Consider the following 16,675-nt stretch of genomic DNA (forward strand, 5'->3'; position numbering starts at 1 on the left):
CCAGGTGCGGCGCTGGCATCAACCCCCGATGGAGCCTGGCCTTGCCGGTTTCACGCCGGGGATTCTGCGTCGTGCCTTTGTCCGTGCCAGCACAGCGTGGCACCGGACCCCGTGACGACGTCGCTGTCCCCAGCGCCACGTGAATGAGCCAGGCGAATCCGCAAGTGACTCACAGCTCTATGCCAATGCAAGCGCCTTGCGATATCGATCTTCCATCGCCTGGAATCGATGTCTGCATCGTGACGTACCACCCCGATCTGGACAAGCTCAACGCCTCGTTGGCTTGTTTGTGTAAGCAGGGCATTCCGCGCGAGCAGCTCAGACTATACCTGTACGACAACTCGTGCGATAACAGCGTCTTCGCCGCTATCCGTGTGCTGTCTGCCAAGTTCGAATCCCGCTTCGAGTGTGTCAGCTGTGAACAGAGCAGTGAGAATGCGGGTTTTGGCATTGGCAACAACACTGCAGTGTCCTTTGGCAACGCCGAGTATGTGCTCGTACTGAACCAGGACATCCGCCTCGAACCCGGCGCATTGGCAGAGGTCATCCAGTTTGCACGAGCCGACGCCGACGGTGGGTTGTGGGAGCTGCGCCAGATCCCGTACGAGCACCCGAAAAATTACAACCCCGTGTCACTCGAGACGTCTTGGTCAAGTGGGGCTGTGTTTGTGATTCGACGCGACACGTTTGAGTCGATTGGCGGATTCGATCCGGACATTTTTATGTACGGTGAGGATGTCGACCTGTCTTGGCGTGTCCGCGCCAGTGGACGGCGGCTGAGATACCTGCCCTGGGCGGCGGGGCGTCACGATACCTATGACTATGCAGGGCAGGTCAAGCCGCTTCAAGCGCTCGAAGGCACGTACTCCAACCTCTACCTGCGCGCCAAGTTCGGCACGCTGCGCGCTGTGGGTGCCGGACTGTTGCAGCTGGCTGCGGAGGTGTGCGCACCGCAGGACTTCCCGGGCCGTCGACGCGGCTTGCTCCGTATTGGTCGCCGGTTCCTCGCCCGCCTGTCGCGCATCCGCCGCGAGTACGCGTCGTTGCGTCGGCGAAGCGCTGGTATCGCGGAGTTTCAGCTCTGGGACTATGCAGTGCACCGCGACGGGGCGTTTGAAGTGTACCGTGAACGGGCTCAGTGGCAGCGGCTTCCGCTCGTGTCCATATTAATCCGCACCTGCAATCGGCCTCAATTGCTGCGTGAGGCGTTGCTCACCGCGACCCGCCAGACCTACCCCAACGTCGAAGTCGTGGTCGTCGAAGACGGTCAGGACGGTTCGCGCGCGCTGATTGACACGGAATTCGGTGAACAGAATGTGCGTTACATTTGCCTCGGTACACCACAGGGTCGATCCGTTGCCGGCAACCGTGCGCTCGAGGCCAGTCGAGGAGAGTGGTGTTGTTTTCTCGACGACGATGACGGGCTCTACCTCGATCATGTCGAGTCGCTGCTTCAGGTCGCACTCGATCAGAACGTGGATGCAGCCTACGGCTGGGCGTGGGAGGTGCCAACGCATTTCCACTCGCTCGACCCGCTTCGGTACGACGAGCTCCCCGCGTCGACTGTGCACAAATCGCACTTCGACTACCGTCGCCTTCTGAACAGCAACTTTCTGCCAATTCAAAGCGTGCTGTTCAAGCGTGCTCTGTTCGAGCGGAAGGGTGGGTTTGCCGAGGACATGGATCAGCTCGAAGACTGGAACCTCTGGGTGCGGTATGCCACCGGTGCTAGCTTCCTGCATGTGGATAAAACCACCAGTCGGTACCGCGTGCCCGCCGACCAACGTGAATGCGATGTGCGTCAAGGACGCCTGGATGACGCCTACGAGGACGCCAGAGCCAGGCATGCACACCTGTTCGACGCCGGTTCTGCCTTGACACTGGAAGGCGCAGCTCCGGTGACCGGTGCAAGCTGCTGGCGCGTGCGCGGCAGGGCGCTGTCCGTTGCTCGGCGTGCAGCGCACGCGGTGCCCGGTGGTCGGCACGCGCTGTGGGCATACCGAGTGCTTCGACGTCGGCTGCAGCGGGCGCACTGATCGCAGCGGATCCGCCGGGCAGGCTCCGAGCTAAGCCGTCGTCTGGAAGGGCTATGTGAGTCCCCTAAATGAATCAATTCGGTGTTGGTCCGGGCTGTGTAAGGAGTCAGAATTGCTAGACTAAGTGGCATCCGCCGCGCTCCTACTCAGCCACGTGTTACCCGGATACGTTCAATCTCATTCCACCCGCTTTGTCGCGATGACGTGGCTTGCCGATATTGCTGTGCCCGCGATCGGCTTCTACATTGCGCATGCTGTCTACCTGGGCGATCGCCCGGTAGACTCCTATTACTACGCCGCCTTGATGGCTGCGGTGCTAATGTCAGCCCTGTATTTTCCGCTGGTGTCCCTGTATCGCCCGAGGCGCGGTGAATGGGTGCTGTCCGAGCTGCGCAACCTCGGTTTTGCCGTGGTCGCGCTGTTCGGTTCGCTGATGGTGCTGGCGGTCATGAGTGGCGCGACCGACCTCTTTTCGCGCGTCTGGTTCGGGTTGTGGTTTCTGCTGACGCTCACCGGTCTGATGTGCTCGCGCGTGCTCATCCGCAGCGCACTGAGTTGGCTACGCAGCTCGGGATTCAATCGGCGACACGTCTTGCTGATCGGCACACCCGCACTCTGCCGGCGTGCCGAGCGGGCGATTCGGGCCGCGCCCTGGGCCGGTTTTCACATCAGCCGGGTGTTCACCGGACAGTCCGGCGACAACGCGGTGCTGGCCCGCTGGGACGACATTGCGCAGTACCTGCAGGCCAACCACGTCGATCAGGTGTGGCTGACCCTGCCCTTGCGCGACGCCGAAACCACGTCGGCGCTGTCGAACAAGCTCAGCCGCTTTGTTGTCGGCGTGCGCTATGCCCCCGACCAGGCCGGCGCGGACATGATGCGGGGCTCGCTGACCACCGTGGCCGGCCTGCCGATGCTGAACCTCGCCATGGCGCCGATCGACGGCGGCAAGATGATGCTCAAGGAGATCGGTGACCGTGTACTCGCGGCGCTGTTTCTGGCGATCGCGGCGGTGCCGATGCTGTGCATCGCGCTCTGCATCAGGCTGACATCGAAAGGCCCGGTCTTGTATCAACAGGAGCGTGTGGGGTGGGGCGGAAAGCCCCTGCAGATGTACAAGTTTCGCACGATGCCGGTAAACGCCGAGCAGGTGTCAGGGCCCGTGTGGAACAAGCCGGAAGACCGGCGGGCAACACCCTTCGGCGCCTTCCTGCGCAAAACCAGCCTGGACGAGTTGCCGCAGTTGTTCAACGTCATCAAAGGCGAGATGTCGCTCGTGGGGCCCCGCCCGGAGCGGCCGGTATTCGTCGAGAAGTTCAAGCACGAGGTGCCGGGCTACATGCAGAAGCACCGAGTCAAGGCGGGCATCACCGGCTGGGCGCAGATCAACGGCTGGCGCGGGGACACGGACCTGACCAAGCGGATCGAACACGACCTGTATTACATCCGCAACTGGTCGCTGTTGTTCGATCTCAAGATTCTCTGTCTCACGCTGATACGCGGCTTCGTCAACAAGAACGCCTACTGAGCACGGCCGGCTGCGCTGCCAGGCGCCCGGTGCCACTGGCCTATACTCCCCGAACGCGCACCGAATGACCGAACCGGCTCGGGTTCGGCGTCGCTGCGATGTGCTCAACCCCGCCACCGGAAGCCCCGTGCCACGCTCCCAGCCTGCCCTTGACGGTGCCCGCGCTACCTGGCTTAACGGCGTGCTGCTGTTCGGCCTGTTCTTCTTTGCCTTCACCTACCGCAGCAGCGGCGGGGTGTACTGGCTCGGCGTGCTGCTGCTCGCGTTCTGGTGGCTTCGCGTGCGCCCGAGCGCTCCGCCACTGCCACGGTGGCTGATCCGGTCCGCATTGGCGTACCTCGCGGTGTGGTGCGGCCACGCTGTTTGGGTGGTGTGGCGCGGGGAATACCCGCTCGTCGACACCCTGGTGGCCTACCGACACTACGCCGAGCTGACCCTGTTCATTCCGCTCTCGGTCGCCCTCTGGCACGCTGGCCGGCACCTGATCTGGCTCCTGTGGGTGCCGGTCATCGCCGTCGTTGTGCGCATGCTTCACCGAACCGACTACGGAGACCTCGCAGGCACCTTCCTGAACACCGAGCACTTCGGCTTCGGCACCCACCATGTGACCTTCGGCATGCACGCGACGCTCGCCCTGATTTGCGGCGTCGCGCTGCTCGGCCTGACGCAGCGTCGAATCGGGTCGACGGGCCGGCGGCGGGTGTTCTGGTTCGCGGCGTGCGTGGCGCTCGCCTTGCTGTTGCAGGGGCTCGTGACATCCGGGTCGCGCGGGGCGTGGATCTGCACCGCGGTCGGCTTGGTGTCCCTGCTGTGGTGGAGCCGCCGTCACCTGATCGAGCACACCACGCCACGGCTGCGCCGCAGCGCGGCGTTGGCCGGGGCGCTCGTCGTGGCGGTGGTCGTGCTCGGTTCGTATGACAAGATTCAGCACCGCGTCTCCGTGACCTCCGACGTCGGCATTCGGTGGTTCTCGCTCGAGCAGATGGACCGCTCGGTGGACATCTTTCCGGACCGGCGGATTTTCCTGGCGGCCTACGGCATCGAACGCTGGCTGGAACGGCCACTGATGGGCCACGGCCCCGCCGCTGTGCCGGTGTTTCTGCAACAGGACCCGGATTTCCACATCCACCCGCACCTGCACAACACCTACGTCCAGGTGCTGGTCGAGGGCGGGGTGGTTGGCGGCGCGGCCGTTGCTCTGCTGTTGGTTGCGCTGATCCGGGGCGTGTTGGTGCACAGTCCGAGACAGAGCCTCGACGCCCGGCAGTTGCGCTGGCTGCTCGGTGCGGTGATGCTGAGCTGGGCGCTCTGGAATCTGCCGAACTTTCACCTGCACAACTCCGATTGGCGGTTCACCTGGAACTGGTTTGCCGCCATCGCCGCCCTCCTGATGCGTCTGCAGACGGCGGGCGTGACCGTCCTGGAACAGCGACGTCCGATGGCGTGAAAAACTGTCAGCCGTGACACGCGGATCCGGGCCAAAGCCGGTAAACTGTGGGGCTGAAACACCCATGCCAACGCCATGACAAAGCTGTTTATCAAGACGCACGGCTGTCAGATGAACGAGTACGACTCCGCCAAGATGCTGGACGTGCTGCGTGAGTCGGACGCGGTCGAGCTGACCAATTCGCCTGAAGAGGCCGATATCCTGCTGCTCAACACCTGCTCGATCCGAGAGAAAGCGCAGGAGAAGGTGTTTTCCGAACTCGGTCGGTGGAAGCCGCTGAAAGCGCGCAAACCGGGTGTGATCATTGGCGTGGGTGGGTGCGTGGCGAGTCAGGAAGGCGACTACATCGCCGAGCGCGCGCCGCAGGTGGACATGGTGTTCGGGCCCCAGACACTCCACCGGCTCCCCGAACTCGTGGCCGAGGCGCGCGCCAGCCAGGCGCCCGTGGTCGACATCAGCTTCCCGGAGATCGAGAAATTCGATTGCCTGCCGGAGCCGCGCGCCGACGGGCCGAGCGCTTTTGTCTCGATCATGGAGGGGTGTTCGAAATACTGCAGCTTTTGCGTGGTGCCCTACACCCGGGGCGAAGAGATCAGTCGGCCGCTCGACGATGTGATTGCCGAGGTCGTCTCCCTGGCCAGGCAGGGCGTGCGCGAGGTCAACCTGCTGGGTCAGAACGTCAACGCCTACCGGGGTGACACCCTCGACGGCGACCTGGCCGATCTCGCGGCGCTGATTCGGCGTGTCGCCGCCATTCCGGGTATCGATCGTATCCGCTTCACCACCTCGCACCCACGCGAGTTCAGCGACAACCTGATCGCCGCCTTCGCCGATGTGCCCGAGCTGGTGAGCTTCGTTCACTTGCCGGTGCAGAGCGGATCTGATCGGGTTCTGGCAGCGATGAATCGCGGCCACACGCGACTGGAGTACAAGAGCCGGATTCGACGGCTGAAGGCCGCGCGCCCCGGCATCTGTCTCTCCTCCGATTTCATCGTCGGTTTCCCCGGTGAGACCGACGCCGACTTCGAGGACACACTGAAGTTGATCGAGGAGGTCGGTTTCGACCAGTCCTTCAGTTTCATCTACAGCGCGCGCCCGGGCACTCCCGCCGCGCAACTCGACGACCCGACACCGGCCGATGCGAAGAAAGCCCGGCTGCAGCGCTTGCAAAGCCAGGTCAACAGCCAGGCCGCAGCGATCAGCGACGCGATGGTCGGCACGGTGCAGCGCGTCTTGGTCGACCGGCCGGCGCGTCGCGGACAGGCCGAAGTGGCCGGCCGGACCGAAAACAACCGCGTGGTCAACTTCCCGGGCCACACGCGCCTGATCGGCAGCTTCGTCGACGTGCGCATCACCGAGGCCCGACCGAACTCGCTGCGTGGCGAGTTCATCGGTTTGAACGACCCCTACCGACAGGAACACCACCTTGCCAGCGCCTGACGTCAGCCAGAGTGCACCCGCGGCCTTCGCCCTCGAACCCGATAACAACGACCGCCTGATCAACCTGCTCGGTGAGCTCAACAGCCACCTCGAGCACGTCGAGCGCGCGCTCAACGTCGACATTGCCAACCGGGGCAACCGCTTCGAAATCCACGGCGACCCGCATGCGGCGGCACAAGCCGAGCAGATCCTGCGCCAGCTCTACCGCCTCGCGGGCGAGCGCGACGTGCGCGGCGAAGACGTGCACCTCGCGCTGAGCGAAGTCGGCAACCGGGCCGCAGACCGTTCGGCTGCCGAGTTGCTCGACAGCGCCGACGGCGAGGTGGTTGTGCGCTTGCGCCGGCAACAGATCCGCGCGCGCAGCCAGAACCAGGCCGAGTACCTGCGCACGATCGAGTCGCGCGACCTCTGTTTCGGTGAGGGGCCGGCCGGCACCGGCAAGACCTACCTCGCCGTGGCGTGCGCGGTCTCGTTGCTCGAATCCGAACAGGTGCGCCGGCTGGTGCTGGTGCGGCCCGCGGTCGAGGCCGGCGAGCGCCTGGGCTTTCTGCCCGGGGACCTCAGCCAGAAGATCGACCCCTATCTGCGGCCGATCTACGACGCGCTCTACGAGTTTCTGGGCTTCGAGCGGGTCGGCAAACTGATCGATCGTCACGTGATCGAGGTGGCGCCACTGGCGTTCATGCGCGGCCGCACCCTGAATCACGCGTGCGTGATCATGGACGAGGCCCAGAACACCACGCAGGAACAGATGAAAATGTTCCTCACCCGCATCGGCTACGGATCGAAAGCAATCGTGACCGGGGACACCTCGCAGATTGACCTGCCGGACAAGCGCCGCTCCGGTCTGGTGCACGCCAAACGGGTGCTGGCCGACGTCGACGGCGTGGGTTTTGTCCGTTTCGCGAGCCGGGACGTCGTGCGGCACCCGCTGGTGCAGCGGATCGTCAACGCCTACGACGCGGACGAGGCGAGCGGTTCGCGCAGCTCGTGAACCCCGAGCGCGCCGATGTGCACGAGACCTGGACGGGCCGCATCTGCGTGCAGGTGGGGGGCACGACCGCGCTCGATGATGTGCCGGGCGGCGTGGAACTGGCCGTCGAGGCCGCTGAACTCGCGTTGCCGCCGACCGGGCCAGGCTGCACCGTCCGGCTCGTCGACGAGGCCGAGAGCCGGCGCCTGAACCACCAGCACAGGGGGCGCGACGCGGCCACCAACGTGCTGTCGTTTCCGAACGCGCTGCCGGCCGAGTGGCTCGCCGTGCTGCCCGAGGACCAGGCGCCGCGCACCCTCGGCGACATTGCGGTCTGCCTGCCCGTGACCCGAGCCGAGGCGGCCACCCAGGGCAAGCGGCTTCGGGACCATTTCGTGCACTTGATTGTGCACGGTGTCTTGCATCTTCGGGGATTCGATCATATAACCGACCCCGAAGCCGAGGAGATGGAGCGACTCGAGTGTGAGCTGCTCGCCTCCCGTGGCATCGGCAACCCATACGACGACACACGAGGTCACCCAACCGACAGCCATGGCTGACGACAACCCCGACAGTAGTCAGCGCTCCTTCGTGGGGCGCATAGCACAAGCACTCGGTGGTGAGCCCCGAGACCGCAAAGAGCTCACCGAAATCCTGACCGATGCACACGAAAGGGCGCTACTCGACGGCGATTCGTTGTCGATGATCAATGGCGTGTTCGAAGTCGCCGACATGCAGGTGCGGGATGTGATGATTCCTCGGGGCCAGATGGTCTGCGTGGAATCCGACTCGCCGTTCTCCGAAATCCTCGAAACCGTCATCGAATCGGGCCACTCGCGCTTTCCGGTGGTGGGCGAGAGCCGGGACGAGATGTGCGGCGTGCTGCTCGCCAAGGACATCCTGAAAGTCGTCGCGGCGGGCACCGATTTCGTCATGCAGGACCACCTTCGCAAGGCGGTTCTGACCCCCGAGAGCAAACGACTGAACGTGCTGCTCCGGGATTTCCGCAACAACCGCAACCACATGGCGATCGTGATCGACGAGTACGGTGGCGTCGCCGGGCTGGTCACCATCGAGGACGTCCTTGAGCAGATTGTCGGCGACATCGACGACGAGCACGACACCGAGGAGGACGCGAACATCCGCGAGCAGGGCGAACAGCACTATGCGGTGCAGGCACTGACGCCGATCGAGGACGTCAACGACCTGCTCGGCCTGGCGTTTTCCGACGAGGAGTTCGACACCATCGGCGGCCTGGTGACACACGCCTTTGGCCGCGTGCCCGAAGCCGGCGAGTCCGTGGCGCTCCAGGGCTGGGAGTTCGCGGTGGTCGCCGCCGACAAGCGCCGCATCGAGTCGCTCTCCGTGATGCCGGCCGCCCAGCCGGGCTGAACCGTTCTGCACTCGGTCGCCGCGGTGGCCGCCGGGCGGCCCTGCTGCGTCGCACGCCGAGATGATCACGCTTCCCGCCCCCCACTCCCGCTGGCGCGATGGGCTCGCCGTTTTCGCCGGCGCGCTCTACCCCTTGGGCTTTGCACCGATCGGCTTTCGGCCCGCCGTGGTCGTGGCCCTGGTGCTGTTCTGGTGGTCGCTCGACGGCCTCGCACCGCGGCGCGCCGCTGCGCGCGGCTACCTTTTCGGACTCGGCCTGTTCGGTGTCGGAGTGGCCTGGGTGTACGAGAGTCTGCGCTACTTCGGCGAGGCGATCGCCGCGGTGGCGCTGCTCGGCACGGCGGCGTTCATCGCCGTTGCCGCGCTCTACACGGCGCTGTTCGCCTGGCTCTGGGCGCGCGGCTTTGGCGGGCCGTTGCCGTTTGCCTCGCGTTGTCTCGCGCTGCCGTCCCTGTGGGTGCTGGTCGAGTGGTTCCGCGGTTGGTTTCTTGGCGGCTTCCCCTGGCTCGTCAGCGGCTATGCCACGCTTGACACCCCGCTCGACGCCTCTGCGGCAGTCGTCGGTGTCTACGGTGCGGGGTGGCTGTTGCTGCTGTTGCCCGCGTGGCTCGCTTGCCTGTGCAGCCGGCCGGCGGTGGGCCGGGCGTCAGCGGCGGCGCTGGTTGTGGCACTCGTGTTCACGGGTGGCGCGGCACAGCTCCGCCTGCTCGAGTTCACCTCGCCGGTCGGGGAGCCGCTCCGGGTGCGCATGGTGCAGGGCAACATCGAACAGGGCATCAAATTCGACCCCGACAACCTCGTGCCCTCGCTGGCGCGCTACGTCAGCCTGTCGAAGCAGGGCGGGGCCGACTACGATGTGCTGGTCTGGCCCGAGACCGCGGTGCCGGCGTTCTTCGACCAGGTCGGGCCGGTGATCGGCGGGTTTCGCGACGACCTGGTGGCGCAGGGACGGCACTGGTTGATTGGCGGCTTTTCCTTCGACTGGGACACGCGGCGCGTGTTCAATGCTGTTCGGCTGATCACCGACCCGGCCTTGCCGGAGTACCGCAAGCACCACCTCGTGCCGTTTGGGGAATACCTGCCATTCCGCGGGTTGCTCGACGCCCTCTCGGCGATCATCGCGGTGCCGATGTCGGATATTTCAGCCGGTCCAACACAACCCGAACCGCTGCATCTCGGGCCCGTCCGCGTGGCGGTGTCGATCTGCTACGAAGACGCGTTCGGGGAGGAGCTGATTCGCCAGCTGCCGGTGGCCAATCTGCTGGTCAACGTGAGCAACGACGCGTGGTTCGGCGACAGCTGGGCGCCCGCGCAACACCACGAGATCGCCCGCATGCGCACCATCGAAACCGGCCGTCCCCAGCTGCGCGCCACCAACACCGGCATCACATCCCTGGTGGATCACCGCGGCCGGGTGCGCGAGAGCGGGCCGTCCTTCGTCGAGGCGGTGGTCGACGTCGACGTGCAGCCACGCGAGGGCACGACACCCTACGTCAACGGGGGCAATGTCCCGGTGGTGCTGGTGCTGGTACTCGGCGTCGGTGTGCCGGGGGTGTTGGCCTGGCGTCGGCGCTTGGCCTATACTGTCTGACGACGTTACGTTCTGCAGGGAGAGTGCTCGCACTGCGAGCCGCCGAAGGCGCAACCCGCCCGGAAACGCTCAGGTACCCGGACCTGCAGAAACAGTCGACTCTGGAGAGTGGCGCGAGACGCGCCCGCCAACGGGGTAAGGCCGCGTCAGCGGCTCAATCTCTCAGGTAACCGGACAGAGGGGCGATGCGACGCGCACAGGCGTGTCGGTCATCTGACCCGAACGGAAAACCTGATGCCCCAACACACCCCGCTGCACCAACAACACCTCGATGCCGGTGGCAAGGTCGTGGACTTTGCAGGCTGGGCACTGCCGATCAATTACGGCTCGCAAGTCGATGAGCACCACGCGGTGCGCCGTCACGCCGGTATGTTCGATGTCTCGCACATGGCGCACACGTCGGTCGAGGGTGCGGGTGCGACCGCGTTCCTGCGCCGTTTGCTCGGCAACGACGTGGCGAAACTCGACACCGATGGACGCGCGCTCTACAGCTGCATGCTCAACCCGGACGGCGGTGTGATCGACGACCTGATTGCCTACCGCTTCGGCGACAACCGCTACCGCGTCATCAGCAACGCGGCCACACGCGAGTCGGACGCTGCCTGGATGGCCCAGGTGGCGGCGGACTTCGAGGTCGCGCTCACCTCTGACGATGCGCTCGCCATGGTGGCCGTGCAGGGGCCCGAGGCGATTGACAAGGCAGTCGCTGCGCTGGCGTCGGACGTCGGACGGCAGGCCGCAGCGCTCGACCGGTTTCAGGCGATCGAGCACGGCGACGTGTTTGTCGGGCGCACCGGCTACACCGGTGAAGACGGTTTCGAGGTGGCTGTGCCGGCTGCCGACGCCGATGCTCTGTGGCAGGCGTTGTTGGCGCAGGGAGTCAGCCCTGCGGGTCTCGGCGCGCGCGACACGCTGCGGCTCGAGGCGGGCATGGCTCTCTACGGCAACGATCTCGACGACGGCGTCACGCCGCTCGAATCGCGCCTCGGTTGGACGGTTGACTGGTCGGATCCGGATCGGGATTTTATCGGTCGTGCACCCCTCGAACGCCAGCGCGCGGACGGCGTCACCCGGCAGTTGGTCGGGCTGGTGCTGGACGGCCGTGGGGTGCTGCGCGGCCACCAGGACGTCTACGACGGCGATCGCCATATTGGTCAGATTACCAGCGGGGGATTCTCGCCCACGACCGCGCGTTCGGTCGCGCTCGCCCGTGTCGAGCATCCCTGCAGAGAGACCTTGAACGTTGACATTCGGGGGCGTCACGTCCCGGTCACGGTTGTGCCGTTTCCCTTTGTGAGGAACGGCCAATCCACACTGCCAAGCAACGAGGAGAGGGGAACATGAACTTGCCATCGGATCTGAAATACGCCGAGAGCCACGAGTGGTGCAAACTCGAAGAGGGGCGTGCAACGTGTGGTATCAGCGACTACGCACAAGACCAGCTCGGTGATGTGGTGTTCGTCGAGGTGCCGGAGGTCGGGCGTGTGGTCGAGGCCGGCGAAGCGATCGCCGTGGTCGAGTCGGTGAAATCCGCGTCCGACATCTACGCACCGGTCGGTGGCACCGTGATCGAGGTCAACGGCGAACTGGCCGACAGCCCGGAACTGGTCAACGACGCGCCCTACGAGAACGGTTGGTTGTTCGTGATCGAGCCGAGCGACGCGTCTCAGGCGGACGCGTTGCTTGACGCCGACGGCTATCAGGCGAGCATCGGCTGATGAGCGAGTCTGTTTCCCCCTTTCTCAAGCGTCACATCGGGCCAAGCGACGCTGATCAGCGTCGGATGCTGGCGAAACTCGACGTGTTGAGCCTGGACGCCCTGATCGAGCAGATCGTGCCGGCGTCGATCCGTCGGCAGGACACCATGCAGTTGCCGCCACCACTCGACGAACCTGCTGCGCTTGCAGAGCTCGCCGATAAAGCCTGCGGCAACACGGTTGCTCGCAGCCTGATCGGGCAGGGGTATTTTGGCACGCACACGCCGCCTGTGATCGCGCGGAACGTGTTCGAGAACCCGGGCTGGTACACCGCCTACACGCCGTATCAGCCCGAGATATCGCAAGGCCGGCTCGAGGTGCTGTTCTACTTTCAGACGCTGGTCACCGAGCTCACCGGGCTGGCCGTCGCCGGCGCGTCCTTGCTCGACGAGGCGACCGCGGCGGCTGAAGCGATGGCGCTTGCCCACCGCCAGGTGCGCGGGCGCGACCGGTTTCTGGTCTCGCGCCACTGCCACCCGCAAACCCTCGACGTGGTGCGTACCCGTGCGACACCGCTGGGTATCGAGGTTGTCGAATTCGACGACGACGACGGTGTGGACGCCAGCGACGCCTTCGCCGTGCTGTTGCAGTACCCACGCACCACCGGCGGCGTCTGTGACTGCAGCGCGCTGGCGAAGGCCGCGCACGACGCCGGCGCTCTGGTGATCGCCGCGACCGACCTGCTGGCGCTCACACTGCTGACCCCGCCCGGGCAGTGGGGTGCCGACATCGCAGTCGGCAGCGCACAGCGCTTTGGCGTGCCACTGGGCTTTGGCGGACCGCATGCGGGGTTTCTCGCCGCGACCGACAAACTCAAACGCAACCTGCCGGGGCGTCTGGTAGGGCAATCCATCGACGCGGCCGGGCGGGCTGCCTACCGCCTGGCTCTGCAGACGCGCGAGCAGCACATTCGACGTGAAAAAGCGACCTCGAACATCTGCACTGCGCAGGCGCTGCTTGCGATCATGGCGACGTTGTACGCCTGCTACCACGGCTTTGGCGGCCTGCGTGAGATTGCCACTGACGTTGCCGGAAAAACCGCAAGCCTGGTCAATGCGTTGCGGGCGCTCGGTTTCGCGGTCGACGAGGCTGACCGATTCGACACCGTGACGATTGCGGCTGACGATGCCGAGGCGCTGCTGACGGCCGCCGAAGACGCCGGGTTCAACCTGCGTCCGCTCGACAGCGGGGTTGGCATTGCGCTCGATGAAACCGTGACCCGGGACGAGCTCGACGCCTTGCTTGCCGCGCTGGCGGCAGCCCGTGGCGTTGCGCCGGTTTCCTGTGCGGTGGCCGCACCACAAATTGCAACTGCGCTCCTTCGCAGTGACCGGCCACTCACGCAGGCCGTGTTCAACCGGTATCAGAGCGAAACCGAGATGATGCGTTACCTGCGGCTGTTGGCCGACCGCGACATCGCGCTCGACCGTGCGATGATTCCGCTGGGCTCGTGCACCATGAAGTTGAACGCGGCGAGCGAGATGATGCCGGTCAGCTGGCCGGCGTTTGCGGGGGTGCACCCCTTTGCGCCAACCTCGCAGACGGCCGGCTACGCCAGCCTGATCGACGACCTCGAAGCCTGGCTGTGTGCCTGCACTGGCTACGATGCGATGTCGCTGCAGCCCAATGCTGGCAGTCAGGGTGAGTACGCCGGTCTGTTGGCCATTCAGCGTTACCACGCCTCGCGCGGTGACCACCACCGTGACGTCTGCCTGATTCCGCAGTCCGCGCACGGCACCAACCCGGCGAGTGCCCAGATGTGCGGCATGCGCGTGGTGGTGGTGGCTTGCGACGACCGCGGCGACGTCGACGTCTCGGACCTTCAAGACAAGATCGACGCGCACCGTGAGCAGCTCGCGGCCATCATGATCACCTACCCGTCCACCCATGGCGTGTTCGAGCAAGCCGTGCGCGACATCTGCGACCGCGTTCACGCGGCGGGTGGCCAGGTGTACATCGACGGCGCGAACCTGAACGCGCAGGTGGGATTGGCGGCACCGGGTGAGTACGGCGGAGACGTGTCGCACCTCAACCTGCACAAGACTTTCTGCATTCCGCACGGTGGCGGTGGGCCGGGTGTCGGGCCAATCGGTGTGAAGGCACACCTGGCGCCCTTCCTGCCGGGGCACCGTGCCTGGGGTGACCAAACCGGTGTCGTCGCGGCGGCCCCCTACGGCTCGGCGAGCATCCTCCCGATCGTCTGGATGTACCTGCGCATGATGGGCAGCGAGGGCTTGCGTCAGGCGAGCGCAGTGGCGCTGCTGAGCGCGAATTACATTGCGCGGCGCATTGGTCACGTTTTCCCGGTGCTCTACAGTGATGACAACGGCCGCGTGGCGCACGAGTGCATCATCGACCTGCGGCCGGTCAAGGACGAGCTTGGCGTGACGGTCGATGACGTGGCGAAGCGCCTGATCGACTTCGGTTTTCACGCGCCGACCATGTCCTTCCCAGTGGCGGGCACGCTGATGATCGAGCCGACAGAGAGCGAGTCGTTGGCTGAGGTTGACCGCTTCTGCGATGCGATGCTGGCCATCGGAGAGGAGATCGACGCGATCCGCAACGGTGCCTACGCGGCCGAAGACAGCCCGCTGCGGCACGCACCACACACGGCGAGTGACCTGCTCGCGGACGACTGGACTCGCCCCTACAGCCGTCAGCAGGGCGCGTTTCCAGCTGGGGTACAGCAGGCCCAGGCCAAGTATTGGCCGCCGGTGTCGCGGATTGACAACGTCTACGGCGACCGCAACCTCGTGTGCGCGTGCCCTCCGCTGGAGGACTACGCCGAGTCCGCCTGATGCCGCTTGCTGCTTGCGGCGGAATTCCCGTCACCGTCACAATGCGCGGCATCGCAGCATGACGGTGACGGGATGAATCAGCGTGAAGCAAGCCGCATTCGGAAAGCGGGCGCGGCCAGCGTGGGCGGGCTGTTCCGCTCGCGTGCGGAAGCCAACCCGGCGCACCCCGCCATTGTCGAGGCCGGGCGACGTGTCAGTTACCGGGAGTGTGAGCAGCGCAGTAACGCCATGGCGGCCATGCTGCGCGCGCGCGGTTTCGTGCGTGGTGACAGGGTTGCGCTTCTGGCACGAAATTGCCTCGAATACGTCGAGCTTGAACTCGCTGCGGCCAAGTGCGGCGCGATCACCGCGGCCCTGAACTGGCGTCTCGGCACACGCGAGCTCGCGCACTGCATCACCCTGGTCAGCCCGAGGCTGTTGATCCTGCAAGCCGAGTTCGATGATGCAATCGCCGCCATTGACGGACTCGATGTGCCGTGCTTGCGTATCGGAGCCGAGCTCGATGCGGCGTTCGCCGCACACCTCGGCGAACCCGTGGACATCGAGGCGGGTGGCGAAGACGGTCTGATCATCCTCTACACCAGCGGCACCACCGGCTTGCCGAAGGGGGCATTGGTGTCTCACCGTGCCATGGTCGCGAGGGCACAATGCTACCGCTCGGAGATGGACGTACCGATCGGGGACAATTTTGTCGCCTGGGCGCCGATGTACCACATGGCCTCGACCGACCATATGCTCGCCACCCTGATGTCGGGGGGCACGGTCTACCCGGTCGACGGCTACGACGCCGATCGGCTGATCGACCTGCTCGAAGCCGTGCCGATGCGCTACCTGATCGTGATGCCCGGTATGGTCGGTGACTTCGCCTCGCGCTTGCGTGCCCGCGAGGCCAAGGTGGTCGGGGTGGGCATTTGTGGTGCCATGGCCGACCTCGTGCCGGCCGATGACATTGCAGCGATCACGGCGGCGCTCGACGCGCCGTACCTCAACACTTTCGGTGCGACCGAAACCGGCTTCCCGCCTGCCACCGGCGCGCTGTTGGACATTGGCGTCCCGCCCAGCAACCTCGCCAAACGGCAAAGTGCGTTCTGTGAGATCAAGTTGGTCGATCCCGAGGGCTTGACGGTGCCGATTGGCGAACCCGGCGAAGTTGCCGTGCGTGGTCCCACGGTGTTCAGCGGCTACTGGGAGAACGAGGAGACCAACCTCCACGACTTTCGCGACGGCTGGTTTCACATGGGTGATGTGCTCAGGCGCAACCCCGATGGCACGCTCGACTATGTCGATCGGGTGAAGTACCTGATCAAGTCCGGTGGCGAAAACATCTACCCGGCGGAAGTCGAGGGGGTGTTGAAGCTCCACCCTGCGGTGGTGGAGGCCGTGGTGGTCAGGCAGCCGGATCCCACGTGGGGTGAGGTGCCGGTGGCCTTCATCGTCACCGACGGCAGCGCGGTCGCCGTCGGCGAACTCGAGGCCTGTTGCCTCGAGGGGTTGGCGCGCTACAAGCACCCGCGGGACTACCGCATTGTCGCCCATGCAGACATACCCCGGTCGACCACCGGCAAGATCCAGCGTCACCACCTGGAAACGCGGTTGCGCGACGGCTAGGCCGCGGGGTCGGCGTGGCGTGGCCCGGTATCCCGTGCCAGCGCCCGTCGAGGAGTCACCTGTGCGACGCCGACTGCGGCGAGTGGTTTTCCCCCGGGGACGGCG

The 16,675-nt window shown here is 65.5% G+C and carries 12 protein-coding genes and 1 riboswitch; all 12 genes read left to right on the forward strand.

The window, feature by feature from the left end:
• Nucleotides 1-239: 239 nt before the first annotated feature.
• The 12 genes from AAGA11_04220 (at nucleotide 240) to AAGA11_04275 (ending at nucleotide 16,570) form a co-directional block, all read left to right on the forward strand.
• Complete coding sequence (locus AAGA11_04220; GenBank protein MEM9602042.1) at nucleotides 240-2,036, forward strand: glycosyltransferase family 2 protein; 1,797 nt, start codon at nucleotides 240-242, stop codon at nucleotides 2,034-2,036.
• A gap of 199 nt (nucleotides 2,037-2,235) precedes the next feature.
• Nucleotides 2,236-3,564 carry an undecaprenyl-phosphate glucose phosphotransferase gene (locus AAGA11_04225; GenBank protein MEM9602043.1) on the forward strand — a complete coding sequence of 443 codons (1,329 nt, stop codon included), beginning with the start codon at nucleotides 2,236-2,238 and terminating at the stop codon, nucleotides 3,562-3,564.
• 127 nt (nucleotides 3,565-3,691) lie between these two features.
• Complete coding sequence (locus AAGA11_04230; GenBank protein ID MEM9602044.1) at nucleotides 3,692-5,011, forward strand: O-antigen ligase family protein; 1,320 nt, start codon at nucleotides 3,692-3,694, stop codon at nucleotides 5,009-5,011.
• 75 nt (nucleotides 5,012-5,086) lie between these two features.
• The gene (miaB, locus tag AAGA11_04235) at nucleotides 5,087-6,451 is read left to right on the forward strand and encodes a tRNA (N6-isopentenyl adenosine(37)-C2)-methylthiotransferase MiaB (GenBank protein MEM9602045.1); all 1,365 of its coding nucleotides are present in this window, start codon (nucleotides 5,087-5,089) and stop codon (nucleotides 6,449-6,451) included.
• Nucleotides 6,438-7,445, forward strand: a complete 1,008-nt coding sequence (locus tag AAGA11_04240) for a PhoH family protein (GenBank protein ID MEM9602046.1) — start codon at nucleotides 6,438-6,440, stop codon at nucleotides 7,443-7,445. The genes miaB and AAGA11_04240 overlap by 14 nt, the downstream gene beginning before the upstream one ends.
• Nucleotides 7,442-7,984 (forward strand): rRNA maturation RNase YbeY, encoded by a 543-nt coding sequence (gene ybeY / locus AAGA11_04245; protein MEM9602047.1) that lies wholly within the window; start codon nucleotides 7,442-7,444, stop codon nucleotides 7,982-7,984. Before AAGA11_04240 ends, ybeY begins: the two co-directional genes overlap by 4 nt.
• Nucleotides 7,977-8,816, forward strand: coding sequence for a transporter associated domain-containing protein (locus AAGA11_04250; GenBank protein ID MEM9602048.1), 840 nt, complete (start codon nucleotides 7,977-7,979; stop codon nucleotides 8,814-8,816). The genes ybeY and AAGA11_04250 overlap by 8 nt, the downstream gene beginning before the upstream one ends.
• Nucleotides 8,817-8,877: 61 nt before the next feature.
• Nucleotides 8,878-10,407: an apolipoprotein N-acyltransferase gene (gene lnt / locus AAGA11_04255; GenBank protein ID MEM9602049.1), complete on the forward strand. Its 1,530-nt coding sequence runs from the start codon at nucleotides 8,878-8,880 to the stop codon at nucleotides 10,405-10,407.
• 6 nt (nucleotides 10,408-10,413) lie between these two features.
• Nucleotides 10,414-10,502: riboswitch (glycine riboswitch) on the forward strand.
• Between the two features lie 139 nt (nucleotides 10,503-10,641).
• The gene (gene gcvT, locus AAGA11_04260) at nucleotides 10,642-11,751 is read left to right on the forward strand and encodes a glycine cleavage system aminomethyltransferase GcvT (GenBank protein ID MEM9602050.1); all 1,110 of its coding nucleotides are present in this window, start codon (nucleotides 10,642-10,644) and stop codon (nucleotides 11,749-11,751) included.
• Nucleotides 11,748-12,125, forward strand: coding sequence for a glycine cleavage system protein GcvH (gene gcvH, locus AAGA11_04265; protein MEM9602051.1), 378 nt, complete (start codon nucleotides 11,748-11,750; stop codon nucleotides 12,123-12,125). The genes gcvT and gcvH overlap by 4 nt, the downstream gene beginning before the upstream one ends.
• Nucleotides 12,125-14,962 (forward strand): aminomethyl-transferring glycine dehydrogenase, encoded by a 2,838-nt coding sequence (gene gcvP, locus AAGA11_04270; GenBank protein ID MEM9602052.1) that lies wholly within the window; start codon nucleotides 12,125-12,127, stop codon nucleotides 14,960-14,962. Before gcvH ends, gcvP begins: the two co-directional genes overlap by 1 nt.
• 72 nt (nucleotides 14,963-15,034) lie before the next feature.
• Nucleotides 15,035-16,570, forward strand: a complete 1,536-nt coding sequence (locus AAGA11_04275) for an AMP-binding protein (GenBank protein ID MEM9602053.1) — start codon at nucleotides 15,035-15,037, stop codon at nucleotides 16,568-16,570.
• Nucleotides 16,571-16,675: the final 105 nt, after the last annotated feature.

The organism is Pseudomonadota bacterium (assembly GCA_039196715.1).
In the GTDB taxonomy this organism is placed as follows: Bacteria; Pseudomonadota; Gammaproteobacteria; order CALCKW01; family CALCKW01; genus CALCKW01.